Source organism: Halocella sp. SP3-1 (assembly GCF_003953885.1).
Taxonomy (GTDB): Bacteria; Bacillota; Halanaerobiia; order Halanaerobiales; family DTU029; genus Iocasia; species Iocasia fonsfrigidae.
Genome location: NZ_CP032760.1, coordinates 2,097,583 through 2,116,557, shown reverse-complemented (window position 1 = coordinate 2,116,557; position 18,975 = coordinate 2,097,583). Strand labels below are relative to the sequence as shown.

21 protein-coding genes are annotated in these 18,975 nt (G+C 32.9%); 3 read left to right on the top strand and 18 right to left on the bottom strand.

Annotated features, from left to right (window positions below; genetic code table 11):
* Positions 1-109 precede the first annotated feature (109 nt).
* The 5 genes from D7D81_RS10055 to D7D81_RS10035 form a co-directional block, all read right to left on the bottom strand.
* Positions 110-1,003 carry a hypothetical protein gene (locus D7D81_RS10055; RefSeq protein ID WP_125989647.1) on the bottom strand — a complete coding sequence of 298 codons (894 nt, stop codon included), beginning with the start codon at positions 1,001-1,003 and terminating at the stop codon, positions 110-112.
* A 178-nt stretch (positions 1,004-1,181) separates the two neighbouring features.
* Positions 1,182-2,477: a group II intron reverse transcriptase/maturase gene (gene ltrA, locus D7D81_RS10050; RefSeq protein WP_125989645.1), complete on the bottom strand. Its 1,296-nt coding sequence runs from the start codon at positions 2,475-2,477 to the stop codon at positions 1,182-1,184.
* A gap of 575 nt (positions 2,478-3,052) precedes the next feature.
* Positions 3,053-3,688 carry a zinc ribbon domain-containing protein gene (locus D7D81_RS10045; protein ID WP_125989643.1) on the bottom strand — a complete coding sequence of 212 codons (636 nt, stop codon included), beginning with the start codon at positions 3,686-3,688 and terminating at the stop codon, positions 3,053-3,055.
* Between the two features lie 125 nt (positions 3,689-3,813).
* The gene (gene ltrA, locus D7D81_RS10040; RefSeq protein ID WP_125989641.1) at positions 3,814-5,127 is read right to left on the bottom strand and encodes a group II intron reverse transcriptase/maturase; all 1,314 of its coding nucleotides are present in this window, start codon (positions 5,125-5,127) and stop codon (positions 3,814-3,816) included.
* A 605-nt stretch (positions 5,128-5,732) separates the two neighbouring features.
* Positions 5,733-6,350 (bottom strand): HAD family hydrolase, encoded by a 618-nt coding sequence (locus tag D7D81_RS10035; protein ID WP_205739163.1) that lies wholly within the window; start codon positions 6,348-6,350, stop codon positions 5,733-5,735.
* A gap of 353 nt (positions 6,351-6,703) precedes the next feature.
* Here D7D81_RS10035 and D7D81_RS10030 point away from each other — a divergent pair, with 353 nt between their 5' ends.
* The gene (locus D7D81_RS10030) at positions 6,704-6,952 is read left to right on the top strand and encodes a DUF6364 family protein (protein WP_125989637.1); all 249 of its coding nucleotides are present in this window, start codon (positions 6,704-6,706) and stop codon (positions 6,950-6,952) included.
* Positions 6,927-7,346, top strand: coding sequence for a PIN domain-containing protein (locus D7D81_RS10025; protein ID WP_125989635.1), 420 nt, complete (start codon positions 6,927-6,929; stop codon positions 7,344-7,346). Before D7D81_RS10030 ends, D7D81_RS10025 begins: the two co-directional genes overlap by 26 nt.
* Before the next feature lie 241 nt (positions 7,347-7,587).
* On the opposite strand, the gene D7D81_RS10020 is transcribed toward D7D81_RS10025, so the two are convergent.
* The 11 genes from D7D81_RS10020 to D7D81_RS09975 form a co-directional block, all read right to left on the bottom strand.
* Complete coding sequence (locus D7D81_RS10020) at positions 7,588-8,010, bottom strand: GNAT family N-acetyltransferase (protein ID WP_125989633.1); 423 nt, start codon at positions 8,008-8,010, stop codon at positions 7,588-7,590.
* 255 nt (positions 8,011-8,265) lie between these two features.
* Entirely contained in the window at positions 8,266-9,561 is a 1,296-nt protein-coding gene (gene ltrA / locus D7D81_RS10015) for a group II intron reverse transcriptase/maturase (RefSeq protein ID WP_125989631.1), read from the bottom strand.
* A 598-nt stretch (positions 9,562-10,159) separates the two neighbouring features.
* On the bottom strand, positions 10,160-10,609 hold the full coding sequence (locus D7D81_RS10010; RefSeq protein WP_125989629.1) for a PIN domain-containing protein: 450 nt from the start codon (positions 10,607-10,609) through the stop codon (positions 10,160-10,162).
* On the bottom strand, positions 10,602-10,829 hold the full coding sequence (locus D7D81_RS10005; protein WP_125989627.1) for a UPF0175 family protein: 228 nt from the start codon (positions 10,827-10,829) through the stop codon (positions 10,602-10,604). Before D7D81_RS10005 ends, D7D81_RS10010 begins: the two co-directional genes overlap by 8 nt.
* 252 nt (positions 10,830-11,081) lie before the next feature.
* Entirely contained in the window at positions 11,082-11,555 is a 474-nt protein-coding gene (locus D7D81_RS10000; RefSeq protein ID WP_164522205.1) for a GNAT family N-acetyltransferase, read from the bottom strand.
* A gap of 44 nt (positions 11,556-11,599) precedes the next feature.
* A complete protein-coding gene (locus D7D81_RS19520) occupies positions 11,600-11,806 on the bottom strand; it encodes a hypothetical protein (protein WP_164522204.1) in 207 nt (68 codons plus the stop codon).
* Between the two features lie 28 nt (positions 11,807-11,834).
* Positions 11,835-12,593 (bottom strand): hypothetical protein, encoded by a 759-nt coding sequence (locus tag D7D81_RS09995; protein WP_353622120.1) that lies wholly within the window; start codon positions 12,591-12,593, stop codon positions 11,835-11,837.
* Between the two features lie 57 nt (positions 12,594-12,650).
* Positions 12,651-13,169, bottom strand: coding sequence for a GNAT family N-acetyltransferase (locus tag D7D81_RS09990; protein ID WP_286169534.1), 519 nt, complete (start codon positions 13,167-13,169; stop codon positions 12,651-12,653).
* Positions 13,170-13,498: 329 nt separating this feature from the next.
* Positions 13,499-14,512, bottom strand: coding sequence for a tyrosine-type recombinase/integrase (locus D7D81_RS09985; RefSeq protein ID WP_205739161.1), 1,014 nt, complete (start codon positions 14,510-14,512; stop codon positions 13,499-13,501).
* Between the two features lie 182 nt (positions 14,513-14,694).
* The gene (locus tag D7D81_RS09980; protein ID WP_125989621.1) at positions 14,695-15,246 is read right to left on the bottom strand and encodes a hypothetical protein; all 552 of its coding nucleotides are present in this window, start codon (positions 15,244-15,246) and stop codon (positions 14,695-14,697) included.
* Between the two features lie 269 nt (positions 15,247-15,515).
* Positions 15,516-15,896 (bottom strand): hypothetical protein, encoded by a 381-nt coding sequence (locus D7D81_RS09975; protein WP_125989618.1) that lies wholly within the window; start codon positions 15,894-15,896, stop codon positions 15,516-15,518.
* 460 nt (positions 15,897-16,356) lie between these two features.
* Between D7D81_RS09975 and D7D81_RS20280 the strand changes: the two genes are divergently transcribed.
* Positions 16,357-16,548 carry a transposase zinc-binding domain-containing protein gene (locus D7D81_RS20280; protein WP_125992072.1) on the top strand — a complete coding sequence of 64 codons (192 nt, stop codon included), beginning with the start codon at positions 16,357-16,359 and terminating at the stop codon, positions 16,546-16,548.
* Here the strand turns inward: D7D81_RS20280 and D7D81_RS09965 are convergent.
* Positions 16,507-17,304 (bottom strand): GNAT family N-acetyltransferase, encoded by a 798-nt coding sequence (locus D7D81_RS09965; RefSeq protein ID WP_164522203.1) that lies wholly within the window; start codon positions 17,302-17,304, stop codon positions 16,507-16,509. The genes D7D81_RS20280 and D7D81_RS09965 overlap by 42 nt on opposite strands.
* Positions 17,305-17,787: 483 nt before the next feature.
* Positions 17,788-18,600 carry an AAC(3) family N-acetyltransferase gene (locus tag D7D81_RS09955; RefSeq protein WP_125989615.1) on the bottom strand — a complete coding sequence of 271 codons (813 nt, stop codon included), beginning with the start codon at positions 18,598-18,600 and terminating at the stop codon, positions 17,788-17,790.
* Positions 18,601-18,975: the final 375 nt, after the last annotated feature.

Genomic DNA, 18,975 nt, shown 5'->3' with positions numbered 1-18,975 from the left:
AAGGGCCTTACATAGCTCTTATGTTAGGCCCTTAAATTTGGGCGAAACGATAGTGGAGCCGTAAACCTTGCTGTTAGGTGAAGTTACCAACCATAACTTTACGATAATCTCAATTATTTCTTCTTCTCATGTATCCATACTTATTAATTATTTGTTGTTTTTCATCTTCAGTCATAGCATTATTTATCAGTCTATCTAATAATCCAGACTTAAGGTACATTACATCATCATCATAGTAATAACTGCTAATAAAATCATTACTCATGTCAATTGTTTTTTGTATTTCATCGAGAGAATCTATATTGAAACGAATTACGGTACCATCCTCAGAGTTATCATCGTACTTAACAAAATGCTCTTTAAAATCACCTGGTATTGATTCAATATATTCTACAACTTTTTCGAATTCTGCAATTATATGCGCCTGAAACATTGTATCATTATGACTTTTTTTATATATCGTTTCATTTACTTTTGCAAACAATTTGGCAAGCTCGTGGGTGTGTGGGACATTAACATCGCTAAGTGACAAGTAAGCTTTACCAAACACTTCAATATAAAACAAAACATTGTGAAATAATGCTGGAGTTAATTTGCTTAAATACCCAAATTCATATCCATCTACATCATAAACCCTATCGCTTTCACAAATCTCTTTCGCTTTTTCAAATAAAAGTGATACCACTGTGTATTGGTTCTTACATGAATTAACAAACTTGTTCCGAGTTGATTTTCCTTTTGCAACTAACCCATAAGTACTTATCCATGTGTAACCAAATTCACTTTCTGATATGTGTAAATCACGGTTTTCATCAAAATAAAAGTATCCTTTTTTGAATTCTTTATAATCAATCTCAAAATAATTAAGTAACTCAATAAAAATCCTATTATTATCAAATTTAAATGCTTCAGCAAATAGGGGGCCGTTCTCAATTCTCTCAATAAGATAATTTAAATCATTTTGATTATTAATACAGATATACTCTTTACCATTTGAATTCATATAATATCTCACCTCAAGAGAACATTGGATTTGTTGACTTACTTGGTAATTTCACCTAACGTATCCGTATTTCAGAAGTTCATGAACCTTAGCGGTCAAGTAAGCGGGGCTTTACAACCCCAACTCCTCACAGAACCGTACGTGCCCTATTTAGGCATACGGCTCTTCACTCGATTATTCACCTAACATAACTAGCACCAGCACCTAATCTATATAAATTTACTTTTATTCTTGGCTTGACAATAGGATATTTCTCCAAGAATATTTCGAACTTCTCCCAGTCAAAGCTTTTCTTTTGACTGCGTCTGTTTAACCATTTATAAACTAGCTTTTGAACCTCATCATACAGGCTATCAATACTTTTGCTGTTATCTGATACTGCATAATAGTTGTATGTTCCTGTTAGTTTTCTGTTTAACTTCCTCATTAGTTCTTTTACTGGAAGAGTTCTATTATATTTTAGCCAGGATTTACATCTCATTATACTACGATGATGTCGCTTATTACTTGTCTTTCTCTTTAGTCGTTTGATTCCATCCTTACATTTACCCATATAATGGGTAAATCCAAGAAAATCAAATGTGTCATTGTCATCATCAGCAGATACATTTACTATCTTAGTTTTCTCTTCTGATAACTCTAAACCGAATTTGGATATTCTTTCTTTCATTGCTTTATAGAAGTATTTTACATCTTCTTTATACTGTAGGCAAAATATTATATCATCTGCGTATCTCACCATGTAAGCTTTACCCTTTAACTCTTTACGCATTGTTTTATTAAACCATAGGTCAACAACATGATGTAGATATAAATTCGCCATAATTGGAGAACAGACTCCACCTTGCGGTGTTCCTTGTGGAGTGTCATATTTTATTCCTGCCTCCATGACTTCAGCCCGAAGAAGTCTCGATATGAGTCGTTGTATATTAGGATCTTTAATTCGATGGTCAATGAATTTCATCATCCACCCGTGGTCTACATTATCAAAGAATCCTTTAATATCTGTATCTACTACATAGTTAATATCATCTCTGTTAACTATTCTTCCTAATATTCTCAAGGCATCATGACAGTTTCTTCCTGGACGAAAACCAAATGAACATTCAAGAAAGTCTTCTTCATATATCGCATTTAGAATCTTTGATAGTGCCTTTTGAACTAGTTTGTCTTCGTATGCTGGAATCCCTAGCGGTCTCTTCTTCCCATTTTCTTTTGGAATATATACCCTTTTCGCAGGTAATGGCCTATATGCCCATCTTTTCATTCTAGCTATTAAGCTCTTAACATTCCCTGGAAGATTCTTTCCATACTCCGCTTTTGTTACTTCATCTACTCCAGCTGCTTTGTTTCCAGCTAGTTCATGATGACATTTGACTATCAATTCATAATTAATTAGATGTATTAGTGATGTAAATCTTTCATTAGGTCTATTTCTAGCTACTTCAGCTATTCTTGCAAGTTTCGTTTCCACATTTTCACCTATCTCTGTGTATAGAATATGTTTCCCTTTTAAGATTAATCTTGTGTAATCGCCTTCCCATCCACAGGCATTACTCTGCTTCCTCGGTACTATGCGATTATCCGACTCCCTGTAATATTAGATGTCCTTACTTTGTTATCGCTTGGTTACATCCTATCTCTCTGCGTAGAAATTACAGGGCCTCCCAAGTTAACAATATCATATCTATGTATAGCATGCGGAGGTCTCCGACCCCGGGGTGTTATTGTATTCTCGCTTATCGAATACTATAATGTTGCCTTCTGCTCAGTCGACAGCATCGGCCTTTCCCAATCTCCAAGATTTCGAGGCTCAATCCCTTCAGCTAAATGCTTACCGCCTACTACCTAACTGTTTACGCTTAACATCTATGGTCACCCAATAAATGTCCAAAACTCGCTATGAGTGGTTTGCTAAACCTTCCTCAGTAGGAATCCCACCTACTATATGATATGCTCTTTTCTTGGCGCACCGACTGCCCTTACCGAATGAATTTGGATGCAGCGTAGCGAAACCTTAAATCCCATGTTATCTGAAGTATTTCGTATTTACAATGATGTATGATCGAATCCAAAGATATGTTGTTGTGGATTTCTTTCACAAATACCATAAGTATCATTATTTTTATCTGTCATTAAATTAATGTTAGCTCCACAAGTTGGGCATTTACCTGCTATTTTCAAAATAGCTACTTTATCATTATCTAATAATTTCAAATAGATAGCTTTCCCAGCAAAGAACCTTATCTTTTCAAAACCTCTTCTTTTTAAAATCATATTGAGAATTATCAATAAAGACCCAAATGCTAGTAAAATCAGCATATAACTTGAAAATTTATCTGATATATTAATCTTAGTTTTATTAATTAATCCAAATAAACTAACTAATGTTGGTAATACACCAATTATAGAACTAATAATACCTACTATTTTCATTTTTTTAACATTAAATAAAGGCGTAATACTTGCTATTTCATATTTAATGTCTTTAATTTTCTGTTCACTATAATTGTTAACATTAACTTCACCTACATTATTTAAAATTGTATTTCCAACACCTACAGCATTATTATTTTTATTTCCTTTATTACTAAACGATGAAAAATCTTTTTTTAATTCAGAACCACAATTAGAACAAAATTTATCACTATTCTTTAACTCATTACCACAATTTTGGCATTTCATTGTTTTTTCACCTCCATAGAAATATTTGTCGAGTAGAAGGCACCTCACGATGCCGAACCCTCACAGATCCGGACGGGCCCAATTCGGGCATCCGGCTCCTCACTCCATCTCACATAAAATCAAAACTATCCATATATATTTACACATATTCTTGCTTTTGGTATGTGTTTATCAATTATATATTTCTTAAATTTCTCCCATATAAAGCTTTTCCTCTGACTTCTTCTATTCAACCATTTAAATAGTATTCTGATAATTGCCTGTCTAAAATTATCTATAGACTTACTATTATCTGTTATTCCATAATATTGATAATGTCCTCTCAACTTGGATTTAACCTTATCTACTATTTCGTTGGTCGTCAACATATTCCTCCTTAGCTTTATCCATCTTGTGAATTCTACTATCTTGGCGTTGATTTTTTTCTTCATCGTCCTACGTTTTACCCTAAATCTACCTTTTCTGCTTGTACTACAGTAGTGAGTAAAACCTAGAAAGTCAAAGGTTTCCGGTTTGCCTCTACCTAATCGTCTGCTGTTACTGGCTGCAAATCTACCAAATTCTATTATCTTGGATTTATCTTCTGCCAGTGCTAAACCGAATTTTGCTAGTCTTTTCTTTAGTACATGAAAGAATATCTCTGCTGCTCTTTTGTATTGAAAGCAGCATACATAATCGTCAGCGTATCGCACTATCTCAGCTTCACCGTTGATACGATAATGTTTGCCAATTATCCCCATAAACCATAGGTCTAGTACATAATGAAGATATATATTTGCCAGTAATGGAGATATTATTGCTCCCTGAGGTGTTCCCTGCTCAGTTGCTGTGAGTTCCCCATCTTCTATTATTCCAGCTTTGAGAAACCTTACTATCAGCCTTTTTATATTCGGATCTGCTATATTTACTCCTATAAATTTCATTAACCATTCATGATTTACATTGTCAAAGAATCCCTTTATATCTGCATCTACCACATAGCTGATTTTCTGCTTTTCTATTACTATGTTTAGCTTCTTTAAGGCGTCATGACAACTTAGTCCTGGTCGAAATCCATATGATATGTCCAGAAATATGGCTTCATATATCGGCTCCAGTATCTTCTTTAATCCCAGCTGCACTAGCTTGTCTTCATATGCTGGTATCCCTAGAGGTCTTACTTTTCCTTTTCCTTTACCTTTGGGTATATATATCCTTCTTACTGGCTGGGGTCTATATGAGTGTGTTTTTAATTTTTCCACAAGAGCACTTATATTCTCTTTTAAGTTCTCCTCATATTCTGCTTTAGTTACTTCATCTACACCTGTTGCCTTACCAGCTTCCAATTCTTGATGACATAACAGCAGTAATTCCTCATTCAGTAAGTGATACAGTGAAGTGAATACTGTCTTTGGATTTTGTTTTGCTTTTATTGCTATCTTTGCTAATTTTGTTGACATTATTTATCCACCCCTGTGTGTGGTTAATGTGTCCTTAACAAATACGATTTCGTACAGTTTTCCTTTTCTCCACCGGCATTACCCGGCTTCATCAATACTATGAAAACTGTCCGACTCCCTGCAACCTTCAGCATTCTTCCTTTTTATCAGTTGTTTGCTATACTTCTTTTCAGAAGAATTGCAGGGTCTCCTGAGTTATCATATAGTCATTGTATAACATGCCTGGCTCTTAGACCCCGGGGAGGTTTTAAGAAACTAGCCATTAATGTCTCATAAAATGTTGCTTTCCAGATATCTGAAACTGTCAGCCTTTCCCAACTGTACGATTTCGAGGCTCAATCACTTTCAGGCCTATTACCTAACTGTCTACACTTAAATCAATAAATCACTTTATTGACTCCAAGACTCGCTACTGATGATTTGGCTTAATCTTATCAGGTAGGATTTCCACCTACTAAACTATATACCATTGCTCAGTCGTACCAGATAACGTATTCGTATTGCCGAAGTTCATGAGCCTTAGCCAGACTTGGCTTAGGTTCATGAATTTGGGTGCAGCGTAGCGGAACTGGCAATATATTGTTATCTGATCGTTGCGATTGTCCCTAAACTATTTTTTTTAATTCAATTAATTCTTTTATTTCATAATCTGCTTTTTCAAATTTATTACTTGGTATCTGTACTTTATGAAATCCCTTTAATATTCTTATAGTATTCATACCAATCTCTTTAGCTGGCCCAATATCATTATCTAATCTATCTCCAACCATTACAGCATTTCCCAGATCACAATTTGCCTTTTCTAAAGCTAATTCAAATATTTGAGGATCAGGTTTCTCTAATCCTAATTCAGTGGATGCAAATAATAAAGAAATGTATTTCCATAACCCATATTTTTTTAATCTTTCTTCTGATCCTTTAGATTGATTAGCTATTATTCCAATCTTATATTTTGGGTATAGGTATTCCAAGATTTTATCAGCATTCAAATATGGTTCTTCTAATTCTTTTTTATATTTTAAATTATTTAATATGTACTCTTCTATCTTTTTATCAGGCGACAAATTAACTATTGCCTGTTTAATTATCCTTGAAGCAAAATTCAAAGAAGCATTTTCTAGTTCTTCTATAATTTTATCTCTAGTCACTTTTATTCCTCTTGTTGAAAACATTTTAATTACTTGTTTGATCCGATCTTCTTGTGGGCTTTCTTCATTAATCAACGTATTACCTAAATCAAAAAATATCCATTTCACTTTTATAATTATCACTCCAAACATTCACTCACATATATAATTCCACCTGAGTAGCAATGTCAGATAACGTTCAGGTGTTTACGACGTTGGCGTTCCTGTTCATCCATGCAATCATAAATTAGCAGAAGGATTGGCGCGACTTTTGCTCATTCTTACGTTTAAACCCTATTGCAAAAGGCGTGACAAAGCCAATGTCCCGTAGGGTCGCCTGGTTTTTGGCGAACGTAAACACTTTGTTATCTGAAGTCGCGGATGGTTTTAACACTATTGACATCTTTCACGTATAGTATTATAATTATATACGTAAGGAGTGATAAACCATGCCAAAAAAATTAACTTTAAGTATTGATGAAGACTTAATAAAATTTGCTCATCATTTTTCAAAAGAAACTAATAAATCTATATCCAAAATGGTTGAAGAATATTTTCTTGAACTTAAAAATCAAAATAATAAAAATAACATGAATCCACGGGTTGAGAATTTATATGGTATTTTTGAAAACCAACCTATTCCAGATAAAAAAGAATTGAGGAAGATGTTTCATGATAAAAGCAACTATAGATCTTAATGTTATTTTAGATTTTTTAAACAAACGAGAAAATCACGTTCAAGCTGCTAAAATTTTTGACCTTTGTTCCAGAAACCTTATTAAAGGATATATATGTGCTCATGAAGTAACTACACTAGCTTATTTTCTTATGAAAAATCATAACGATTCATCAAAAGTAAAATATGTACTTGGAGAATTATTTGATCTTTTTCATACTATTCCCGTTACTGAAATTATTCTACGAAAAGCTCTCAATTCAAAAATCAACGATTATGAAGATGCTGTAATAGAAATAAGTTCTCTAAAAAATGAGATAGATTATATTATAACTAGAAATTTAAACGATTTTAAACATAGCAATGTCAAGCCTTTAAGTCCTTCCGAATTTTTAGCTCTACAGAGTCTACAGTAAACCGCGATTTTAGATAACGTATCGGTATTTCCGAAGTCAGTCAACCCTTAGATAGCTCCTATCTTAGGTTGACTGATTTGGGTGCAGTGACGAAGGAACGGAACCGGAAATATATTGTTAGACGATGTAACCCGTCACTTACATAATACACTAATTAATTTACTTTTGTTTATCATCATTGAAACTTCTAGAACCCCAGTTCCATAATTATGTTTTCTAACCTCAACTACTCATTATGCTATTAGGTGGTTGAAAATAATTTACAAGGTATGTATAAAAACACATCATTATTAATCTTAAAGCCGTTTTTCTGGTAATAACTTGATATTTCTTCTGTTGTTTGAACCAACCACTCCGAGTTTGGGTAATGCTCAATACAGCGTTTGACTAATTCTTTCCCTATTCCCTTGTTTTGATAATTCGGTAAAACAACCAAATCATAAATAATAGACCTAAACATTTTATCACTCAATACTCGCACTACTCCAACCAAGCATTCATTTTCCCACGCTGAAATTACAAGAGTGGAATTAATAAACGGAACATTATATTTTTTTATCATATCTGGAGTTTCTGAACCATCTGACCAACCTACAGACATAAATAAATTATGTAATTGTTCAGATGACAAATCTTTTTTCATGTCATTATAAATAATTCCCATACTTTTATCACTCCCGTTATTATATGTCTTTTCTCCAAGTCTTTTTTATATGTGTCTATAGGTTGCTATCGTCATTTGGATCAAACCGATCTTTGATTTTTAACAGTTCTTTCCCACTAGGGTTATTTCGTCTAACGTCCCGCAGGTTTACGAAGTTTCTGAATCTTAGGGGTCAAGTAAGCGGGGCTTTACAACCCCAACTCCTCACAGAACCGTACGTGCCCTATTTAGGCATACGGCTCTTCACTCGATTATTCACCTAACATAACTAGCACCAGCACCTAATCTATATAAATTTACTTTTATTCTTGGCTTGACAATAGGATATTTCTCCAAGAATATTTCGAACTTCTCCCAGTCAAAGCTTTTCTTTTGACTGCGTCTGTTTAACCATTTATAAACTAGCTTTTGAACCTCATCATACAGGCTATCAATACTTTTGCTGTTATCTGATACTGCATAATAGTTGTATGTTCCTGTTAGTTTTCTGTTTAACTTCCTCATTAGTTCTTTTACTGGAAGAGTTCTATTATATTTTAGCCAGGATTTACATCTCATTATACTACGATGATATCGCTTATTACTTGTCTTTCTCTTTAGTCGTTTGATTCCATCCTTACATTTACCCATATAATGGGTAAATCCAAGAAAATCAAATGTGTCATTGTCATCATCAGCAGATACATTTACTATCTTAGTTTTCTCTTCTGATAACTCTAAACCGAATTTGGATATTCTTTCTTTCATTGCTTTATAGAAGTATTTTACATCTTCTTTATACTGTAGGCAAAATATTATATCATCTGCGTATCTCACCATGTAAGCTTTACCCTTTAACTCTTTACGCATTGTTTTATTAAACCATAGGTCAACAACATGATGTAGATATAAATTCGCCATAATTGGAGAACAGACTCCACCTTGCGGTGTTCCTTGTGGAGTGTCATATTTTATTCCTGCCTCCATGACTCCAGCCCGAAGAAGTCTCGATATGAGTCGTTGTATATTAGGATCTTTAATTCGATGGTCAATGAATTTCATCATCCACCCGTGGTCTACATTATCAAAGAATCCTTTAATATCTGTATCAACTACATAGTTAATATCATCTCTGTTAACTATTCTTCCTAATATTCTCAAGGCATCATGACAGTTTCTTCCTGGACGAAAACCAAATGAACATTCAAGAAAGTCTTCTTCATATATCGCATTTAGAATCTTTGATAGTGCCTTTTGAACTAGTTTGTCTTCGTATGCTGGAATCCCTAGCGGTCTCTTCTTCCCATTTTCTTTTGGAATATATACCCTTTTCGCAGGTAATGGCCTATATGCCCATCTTTTCATTCTAGCTATTAAGCTCTTAACATTCCCTGGAAGATTCTTTCCATACTCCGCTTTTGTTACTTCATCTACTCCAGCTGCTTTGTTTCCAGCTAGTTCATGATGACATTTGACTATCAATTCATAATTAATTAGATGTATTAGTGATGTAAATCTTTCATTAGGTCTATTTCTAGCTACTTCAGCTATTCTTGCAAGTTTCGTTTCCACATTTTCACCTATCTCTGTGTATAGAATATGTTTCCCTTTTAAGATTAATCTTGTGTAATCGCCTTCCCATCCACAGGCATTACTCTGCTTCCTCGGTACTATGCGATTATCCGACTCCCTGTAATATTAGATGTCCTTACTTTGTTATCGCTTGGTTACATCCTATCTCTCTGCGTAGAAATTACAGGGCCTCCCAAGTTAACAATATCATATCTATGTATAGCATGCGGAGGTCTCCGACCCCGGGGTATTATTGTATTCTCGCTTATCGAATACTATAATGTTGCCTTCTGCTCAGTCGACAGCATCGGCCTTTCCCAATCTCCAAGATTTCGAGGCTCAATCCCTTCAGCTAAATGCTTACCGCCTACTACCTAACTGTTTACGCTTAACATCTATGGTTACCCAATAAATGTCCAAAACTCGCTATGAGTGGTTTGCTAAACCTTCCTCAGTAGGAATCCCACCTACTATATGATATGCTCTTTTCTTGGCGCACCGACTGCGCTTGGCGAATAAATTTGGTGCGTCATTTTTCACTTTCATAATAAAAAAGCACCCCCTGTGTAAATACGCTGTTATCTGAAGTGCTGTTTGCTTACATATCATACTTTAATAATTCTTTTTCTAATTCTTTTGAAATTCTAAATCCTGTATTTTTTAATTTATCTAAAACTTCATTTGTAGAAGATATTATATTTTTCTTTCTAGCATTAATTATAACTCCTAATGTCCCTGTTATCTTCATATTTAATTTATTTGCCAACTTCCTTGCTTTTAAATCATCTAATATAGCAACATTATCATCTATTTCTAACGCCAAAGCAATTGTACTTGCTTCTCCTAAATCAACAAAATTCTCCATCAGTTTCAAATATTTTTTATCTTTTACTTCTCTAATGTCTATCCATTTAGGAACAGCTTTTCCAAATTCCTCAGAAACTTCTTGAGTAATAATTATAGAACCATAAAGTTCTTTTAATATAAATAACATATCAATGTTATCTAATACAATTAAGCAGCTTGTATTTGATATAAATTTAGGCATTTTCTATATCTCCTTTTAATTCTTGAACACTATAATTAAAAACAGATACATTGTAATTTCCTAATAACTCTATAAAGGTCCTTTTGGACACACCAGCTAATTCAGATCCCTCACCTAAAGATAATTTACCTTGCTCATACAATTTTGATGCTATAAGTAATTTAGTTTCTTTTTCATTTAAGTCAAAGAAGTCTGGTACTCTTAATGATATAGTTTTCATATCACACTGCTCCTCTCATTTTTACTAAATATTACATTCTTATTATATACTTTAAAAGATAAACTATCAATATTTAATCAGTACATAATACTACTATCGTTACAGCATTTCAGATAACGTCCCGCAGGTTTACGAAGTCCATCAGACTTAGATAGCTCTTATCTTAGTCTGATGGATTTGGGTGCAGCGTAGCGGAACCGTAAACCTTGCTGTTATATGATGTCGAAACTCTCCTGTGAGTTATCTAGTCTATTATTTTAAACTCATGTAGAAAACAGTTGTTTCTTCCCCATATTCATCAACTGTATTTTCTAAAAATGTCCATCCTTTTTTTTGGTAATACTCTGCTGTATGCTCTGTTCTTAAATAAATTTTAGTATAACCCATCTCTTTACACTTCTTAAATACAGTATTAATTAATGCTTCAGCAATTTTATTTCCCCTAAAATTTTCATCAACATATAATCCAGCAAGCCATGGTGTTAGATCTTCTCTTGTACCTAAGTCATTATCAAAAATAGAAATAACTCCAGCACACATTCCATTAACAATAGCAATAAATGAAATAGGAAATTCATCTATATTTCTATTTTTAAACCTTTCTATGACGAATTCTAGAGACTTTTCTCCTTTTTCTTCAACAAATTCTTTGTATATCCAATTCGATACTTTTTCTACACTATCCGGATGATATACTATATTATCAATTTTCATGTTTACCACCACAATAATAACCCCCTCTTTTGTTTGTAAGTTTTTGAGTTTCGATTTCATATAACGTTCCTGAGATTTACGACGTTATCGTCCCGTACATAGTAATCTGCAAAAATTAAACCCAGGGTTGGCAGGATTTTTGCCCATCCTACCCCCAACCCATTAGCTGCAAAAATCATGACAAAGATAATGTCCCGAAGGGTAGGCTGGTCTTTAGCCGTCACGTAAATCTTCATGTTATATGAAGTTTCCCCATCACCCATATAATCAACTAAAAAGTCATTTGTTTTTTTATTCTTTTACAACTTGAGTATCTAATATTTTTCTCATTAGAATTAGAGAAAACTTAACCCCTTCTTTTTCTGATAATAAATCTTTTAAATATATAATGGAATTGTCATCATATTTTTTAGGAAATGAAATACTTAAATATGTCATCTCTTTCTTTTCAGCTTCCCAAAATCTATATTTAACTTCTTTTCTGCCTGAATAAGTAGTTAAAAATCTATCTATTGATAACCCTTTTCTATCCCAATTTATTATGGATTTCTTAATCCATACCTCGTCCCAACTATTAAAAAACGGAAAATGTAATAGCAAATTTCTTATAAATTTAAATACATCACTACCAATTTCTCCCTCCATAGGAGGTCGTTTTTTCTTTATTTCTTCTATAACCCATTGAATTGGTTCATAGTTTAACAATTCAGCATAAACAGAAAATGCATCTTTAACCTTTGAAAATCTGTAATAAGTTTCTTTCTCCCAAAATTCTTCTTCAAATACTTCCTCGTAAATATCATAAAACATATTGTAAGATAGATTTAAAAATTCAATTTCTGCTTCATTAGGTCTTAGATTTTCATTCATGGTTTTATCACTCCATAACTTAGCCCAACATTTTTTTGGGGGAATTTCATATAACGTATCGTATTGCCGAAGTCCATCAGACCTTAGATAGCTCCTATCTTGGTTTGATGGATTTGGACGAAATGACGCCAGGAATGGAGTCGGCAATATTTTGTTAGGTGAAGGTGTGTACGGAAGCATAAGGTCCACTTAGACTTCGCCGTGATGCCTTCTTTATCTTGCTTCTAATCTATATATTTACTGAAATAATAAATCCTTACGTAAAACATAATCTGTCTGTTCATCATCTCCCATTACAAATGAATGCTGATCAAACTGATAAAATCCATTCCTCTTATAAAAACCTAATGCTTTTGCATTGTTCTCCCAAACACCTAACCATATATACTTCTTTCTACTCTCTAGGGCCAAGTCTATAGCCTTCTCAATCAAGAAACTTCCACAACCACTTCCCTGAAACTCCTTCTTGACATATATTCTTTCAAGCTCAATCGATTCTGAATCATTTATATCTGTCTGTGCCATATATTCATTCAACTTCAAGTACCCAGCTAATTTATTGTCAATATACAGGAAGAAAAACTTCGAATCACCATTCATCAGTTCTTCACTCAATACATCTCTATTAAAAGCCCTATCTAAATACTCTTTCATATTAGCTTCGGTATTCATAGCACCAAATGTCTCGCTGTAAGTTCTAATAGATAACTCACGTAAATCGTCTAAATCTTCAATATTACAAGCTCTAAGTTCCATATGCATATACCCCCTCCAAATCTATAACTAGTACACACTTTCACCTAACTACTATCTTTACGTATTTCGTATAAATACAAAATTTAGATATATAACGAATTTCGTAAAGATTTATCTTTACGTATTTCGTGAAGATATCCTTTGGCTGAAGTGTCTTATTGCAATATTTTACTAATTTATATAAATTTTATTACAACTTTTATATATTTGTCAATAATAAAGTCTTACTCTTGCTTAATAACACATTATATTTTCACTGATTTTTTAGTAGTTGGTCTAATGGGCTTTTAATCTTTTTATATTGTGTTTTACTTACATGGGTATATATCTTATGTAGTTTTAGTACTTTTATGACCTAAAAACTCTTGGATATACCTGATATCAGTACCGTTTTCTAAAAGATGTGTTGCAAATGAGTGGCGTAATGAATGAACAGATACATCTTTTTTTATATTTGCTTTACTAACTGCTTTTTTAAAGATTTTTTGAACAGACCTTACGCTTAAATGTTTTTCTCCCCGTCCTGGAAATAACCATTCATAAATTTTATATTTTGATCTATATGCTCGAAGATACAAAAAAGCCGTATCAGATAAAATTGTATATCTATCTTTTTTACCTTTACTTTGAGGGACTCTTAACATTTTCCTTTCAATATCAATATGATTCATCTTAATTTTAACTACTTCACTTACCCTTAAACCTGAAGAATAAATAAATACCAATATTGTTTTATGTTTTAAATTATGAGTTATTTGAATAACCTTTTTTATTTCATTTAGACTGAGTACCTTAGGGAGTCTTTTCTTTTTTTTAGGTCTGGTCAAATTAATATCTATTTGATTTTCGTTTAATACCTTTTTATAAAACAGCTTTATAGCACTAATAGCTTGATTAACATAAGAATGGGAACAATTCCTAATTTCAAGTAAATATAACAAATAACTTTCGATATCCCTCTGCCTAATAGAAATAAGCTTACCTTCGCTATATAGAATAAATCTTTTTAAATGACATAGATAATTCTTATAAGTATGTGTACTATAACCTGATAATTTTATAACTTTTGTATATTCCTTTAATAAATCATTGTATTTTTTATTAATGATCATATTACAATTTTTAAACCTTAGTAATGATTCATCTAATTTAACTTCTTCATTTTTAAATAAGAAAAACAATTTTTTTAGTACTTTTCTATCACCAGGTATTTGCCAGTAATTTTTGCTTTTTATATATCTACTGTCGTTTATTTTTTTCAACTTCTCTACAATTAAAGATGAGTAATTAAATTTAACAATTAAAAAATTACCATCACCACCGCAAAATAATTTTATAAACATAAATAACCCACCTACCCTTCTCTACTATTGATAAACTTACTGCTGCTGCCAGGGAAAGCTCATATATTTTCAATCCTTCATTCATTTTACTTAATTAACTCAATTAATTCAGGGGTTTAGACGCTCGACTATTCTTTATCAAGACTACATACTGAAAATAATCGGTGGGTAATCCCAATTTCTTATTTACACAAAACATATTTCTTCCTGAATTCCTCCGCTCTGTTTGTTAATTCAAGAATAAGCTTACTTAATTCCTTATCATTTTTATTATCAATTACCTTATCAATCTGCAAAATAAATTCCTGCTCAATTTCATCCCGTTCTTTTTTAACATTATTAATAAACCAATTATAATTGCCTATCATTTTTTGAGAAAACACCCCCCACTTATGATTAAATCTAATTGCCGTATCGAGATCTTGAAGATATTTTTGATTAGCATTTTGTAAAGTAAAGGCAAAAGGTTTATACAAAGAGACACAGGGATTAGGTGCACCTGTAAACCAGATAAAAAATTTATCATCTAGATAATCAACTATTAAAGATGAGGTGGTCTCTGATTTTATTATTAATCCCGGGTGCATACAAACTGACTTCATTCCTCTCTTAATCGTGCCTTGACCATTATGACTTCTTAATAACTCTATTAAACTAAACAAGTCCAGGTCCTGACTTTCCAATTGGGCCAGTACATAATCTTTTCTCTGTGCCCCTTTACTAAAAAATGACATAATTTTATTTTCATATTCCTTTCTGAAATTGATATCAGTATTTTTCAGATTAGTTGAAGTATAATCATTCTCAATACTATATTTATTGGAGATAGCCGCTTTACTTTTTACCTTCCTGACAGCCCATTTCTTGGCAGATGTTTCAATGATATAAGCCTCTGTAAAATCCTTAACTAGAAAAGAGTTAAAATATTTTAGGCTGCTTTTAAAACCACCATCACCACCTTGACCATGAAGCTCAATTAACCTGGTAATGAAATCTACTGCTTCTATTGCCTTCTGACAGTTATGTAAGGCAACCTTAAAATATCCATACCCAATAGACCATCTTCTGGAACCCTTTCTCTGGAAAAAATCGCTTCATTGCCAATGGCAAGCCCATATTGATTAACACCCATTTCGGCCCCCCAGATCCAGGTGGGCCGGGAAATAAAAGCAATATAGGGGTGTTTATACTCACAAAAAATACTCTTCAAGCGAAGGAAAGGTTGTCTATACTTTTCCAGTTCTAGTTCATAGGGTCTATTCCTCAACTCTCTTGCTGGATCCTGTGACAAATATATTATTTGTCGTTCTTGCAGATCGCGATCAGAGTTTTTGGCAAAATAAGAATGCTCTCTGTTTTTAAAATAAACCAATGTATCACACATTACTATCCCTCCATTGAGTGTTGTACAATTTTATGCCAAATAAGAATTCCAGGATAAAAGGATAAATACTCCTCAAGTTTATTAGGATTTAAAAATGTTATCAACTCAAGATAACTAAATAATTCCTCTAAACCACCTATCTCTCTAGAATACCTGTTTTTTGGGAAAGAGCAAAATCATTTGCTAAACAAACTCAGAAAATTAACAGAGAATGATTCTAAACTGGAAAATTTACTATCCTGTTTAGCCGAACGAGAAGATTTACTGCATTTAGTTCAAAAAACGAAAAGTCTTAATACTAAGGAAATAGAAAAGTTCATTCGGATAATAAGAATAGTTAAAGAAAAGCCATGATAAAATTATAATAATCATGGCTTTTTTCGTTAATATAAGGAGCGTAATTAAATTTGTGTAAATAGTTATTGCAAAATATCATTATAAATTCTTTTAATTTCACTTTATACCTCAGGTAACCTCAAGTTACTTTAAATCTCTCTCCCTTTGCTTCACCTGTCGTAATAGGCATTATCCTAAATGCCAGGGTATTGAACGAGAACAGTGGGTTCTTAAACAACAGGCTAATAGTTTAGAGGTAAATTCCTTGCTTTTTTTAAAAAAGAAGTCTCAGCTGCTTTATTTTTTCTTCTATTAATTCTCGCAATTGCTCTTCAACTGAATAAGGTCCAAATGTAAGCCACTCTTTATCCACTAAAATAGCATTATCTATACCCCATTCTTTTAAAACTTTTTTATCAGATGTATCATATTCTTTATATACAACCTTTTCTCCATACTCTTTAACAATTTTCTTAGTTAAATCACTTTCAATATTAAGATCTTGACACCATCCGTCATTAAATACATTAACTAAAACTTTATCTTTAATTGTATCCGGTAATTTTTTTGGTTTAATAAATTTAGGTTTTGCAACATCATCCTTAAATGTTTTCCAAACTAATATTCTTATTCCATCCCTATCAATCTCAGTATATCCATTTTTTATATACCAAGAAGCAGGCATCCATTCTTCAAATGACATTCCCCAAGCTATAAGTGCATTTGCTCCTTTATCTTTTACATCTTTTTCAACAGCATTAAGAAGTAATGTACCTAAACCTCTTTTTTGAACATTTCCAGTACCCTTATCATATCCTTGAATCCATATGCATTGGATAAGATAAACATCTTCTCCCTCAACAAATGATTCTTCTGCTGGTAAATATTGAACCATTCCTAGAACATTTTCTTTTTCATCCTTAATAATTTTTACACAAAGTCCTTTTCTTACCTTCTTATTATACCATCTTCGTTTTCGGTCTGAATAAAAACCCTCATCCCAAGTTTTTAAGCAGCATAAGTATTCATACATTTCATTTTCTGATAAATTTACCACTTTATATTTTCCCACTGCATTACTCACCTCTCATTCTTTTATCCACGCAAATAGTCGGGTAAGTAGGAGGAATTGCTCCCTCTTCCTCCCCTAAGAACCGTACGTGAGAGTTTCCTCTCATACAGCTCAAGTTATTTAAAACTATCCGTTACTAGCAGATAGCAAGCTGTTTGACGTGAACCTCTCGGCTCATCCGGCTCCCATTATTCAACCATAGGTAATATTCCCATTTTCCAATGTGCGAACAATCTTTTCATTTTCTTTGCTATGCGACCCATCCAACGCTCTGCTCGCCGTCTATGACGGGTTAATTTCTTGTATTTTCTTCTTGCCCAATGCACCAAGGCTTTATTCAGATGTCTTAATACTGGATATATGCAGATTTATAATAACGACCATGAATTTGGGGTAATGACGAAGGAATGGAACCATAAACCTTGCTGTTAGGCGATGGACCATGGCCCACGTTTAAATCCATAAAAACTCTTAATCTAATATCTATTTAGAAAATCTATATTTTCTTAACCATGATTTTGCATAAGCCACCCCATCTTTTATATCAAATAACTTACAGTTTGCATTACCAACTTTACCTTTATGTACTATAATATTTTCTTCAAAATTTTGCCCAATTAGTTCAAAATCATCTGAATTATAATCATAGTCATCAAACCATCTCCAAACTTTTTTGCCCTTATCTAACATTGCAGTGCCTACGCATTTCATGGGCATTTCTTTTATAAATGATTCTGAAAGATGAAAACTAGTGCACGAATCATATCCCACTCCCAACAATAGAACTTTTGCTCCTAATTCATATATCTTTCCTAGAGGTGATTTCATACCTAACTGTGGTGTTAAAAAATGTTCCTCAACAATTTCTTTTGCATACTTACCATTAGCAGAAAATGATACTTGTGGATGATCTGACCTTAATGTATTAGGAAATGTTCTAAATAATTCTGCAATACATCCCATTCCTCTTGTTGGTGTTTTATCAGGTTCAAATGCTGGCATATTTTCATATATTATATCTATCCATTCTTTGGGAACAGGAGGATTTTTCCATTCTTCTGGATCACTCCAATCTCCGCTATGAGCTGGCATAACTAATGTCCCTTCTTTTCCTAAGACATTCATTATTGCAGTTATAACAGATTGTGCACCACCGCATACCCATCCTAAACTTGATAAGGATGAATGAACTAATAAGATATCACCACTATTAACCCCAAGTTTTATTAAATCTTGGTATAAACTATTTATTGTAATTGGTTCCTTTGTTTCAGAAATTATAGAACCCTCACTCATATCTTTCACACTCCTGTATTATATTCATGGTCTTTTGCCTAACGTACCAGGGATTTAAGAAGTTCATGAGGTTTAGGGCGACCACCTTTATCGAATGAATTTGGATGAAACGTAGCGGAATCTTAAATCCCATGTTGAACAAAACTGCTACGCAGTGGCTTTCCCCAATTGAAATCATACTAATCTTTCAATATGTATTTGATATAACCACATCTTCGTATAAAATAATCTTACAAATTATCCAAAGGAGATGTGGTTTTAATGACAGATTTTAAAGAAAAAATGATTCAAAACATGAAATTAAGGAATTTTAGTAGTAGTACTCAAGATTGTTACCTAAGGCATATTGATCATTTTGAAAAGTTTTTTGATTCT

Bases quoted from the DNA above. Each gene is read 5' to 3' on its own strand.
- D7D81_RS10030 (WP_125989637.1), top strand. From the start codon at position 6,704: ATGCCAAAAAAATTAACTTTAAGTATTGATGAAGACTTAATAAAATTT.
- ltrA (WP_125989641.1), bottom strand. From the start codon at position 5,127: ATGTCAACAAAATTAGCAAAGATAGCAATAAAAGCAAAACAAAATCCA.
- D7D81_RS10020 (WP_125989633.1), bottom strand. From the start codon at position 8,010: ATGGGAATTATTTATAATGACATGAAAAAAGATTTGTCATCTGAACAA.
- D7D81_RS19520 (WP_164522204.1), bottom strand. From the start codon at position 11,806: ATGGGTGATGGGGAAACTTCATATAACATGAAGATTTACGTGACGGCT.
- D7D81_RS09995 (WP_353622120.1), bottom strand. From the start codon at position 12,593: ATGCTTCCGTACACACCTTCACCTAACAAAATATTGCCGACTCCATTC.
- D7D81_RS10005 (WP_125989627.1), bottom strand. From the start codon at position 10,829: ATGAAAACTATATCATTAAGAGTACCAGACTTCTTTGACTTAAATGAA.
- D7D81_RS10025 (WP_125989635.1), top strand. From the start codon at position 6,927: ATGATAAAAGCAACTATAGATCTTAATGTTATTTTAGATTTTTTAAAC.
- D7D81_RS09985 (WP_205739161.1), bottom strand. From the start codon at position 14,512: ATGTTTATAAAATTATTTTGCGGTGGTGATGGTAATTTTTTAATTGTT.
- D7D81_RS09955 (WP_125989615.1), bottom strand. From the start codon at position 18,600: ATGAGTGAGGGTTCTATAATTTCTGAAACAAAGGAACCAATTACAATA.
- D7D81_RS10010 (WP_125989629.1), bottom strand. From the start codon at position 10,609: ATGCCTAAATTTATATCAAATACAAGCTGCTTAATTGTATTAGATAAC.
- D7D81_RS10055 (WP_125989647.1), bottom strand. From the start codon at position 1,003: ATGAATTCAAATGGTAAAGAGTATATCTGTATTAATAATCAAAATGAT.
- D7D81_RS10045 (WP_125989643.1), bottom strand. From the start codon at position 3,688: ATGAAATGCCAAAATTGTGGTAATGAGTTAAAGAATAGTGATAAATTT.
- D7D81_RS09975 (WP_125989618.1), bottom strand. From the start codon at position 15,896: ATGTGTGATACATTGGTTTATTTTAAAAACAGAGAGCATTCTTATTTT.
- D7D81_RS09990 (WP_286169534.1), bottom strand. From the start codon at position 13,169: ATGGAACTTAGAGCTTGTAATATTGAAGATTTAGACGATTTACGTGAG.
- D7D81_RS09980 (WP_125989621.1), bottom strand. From the start codon at position 15,246: ATGTCATTTTTTAGTAAAGGGGCACAGAGAAAAGATTATGTACTGGCC.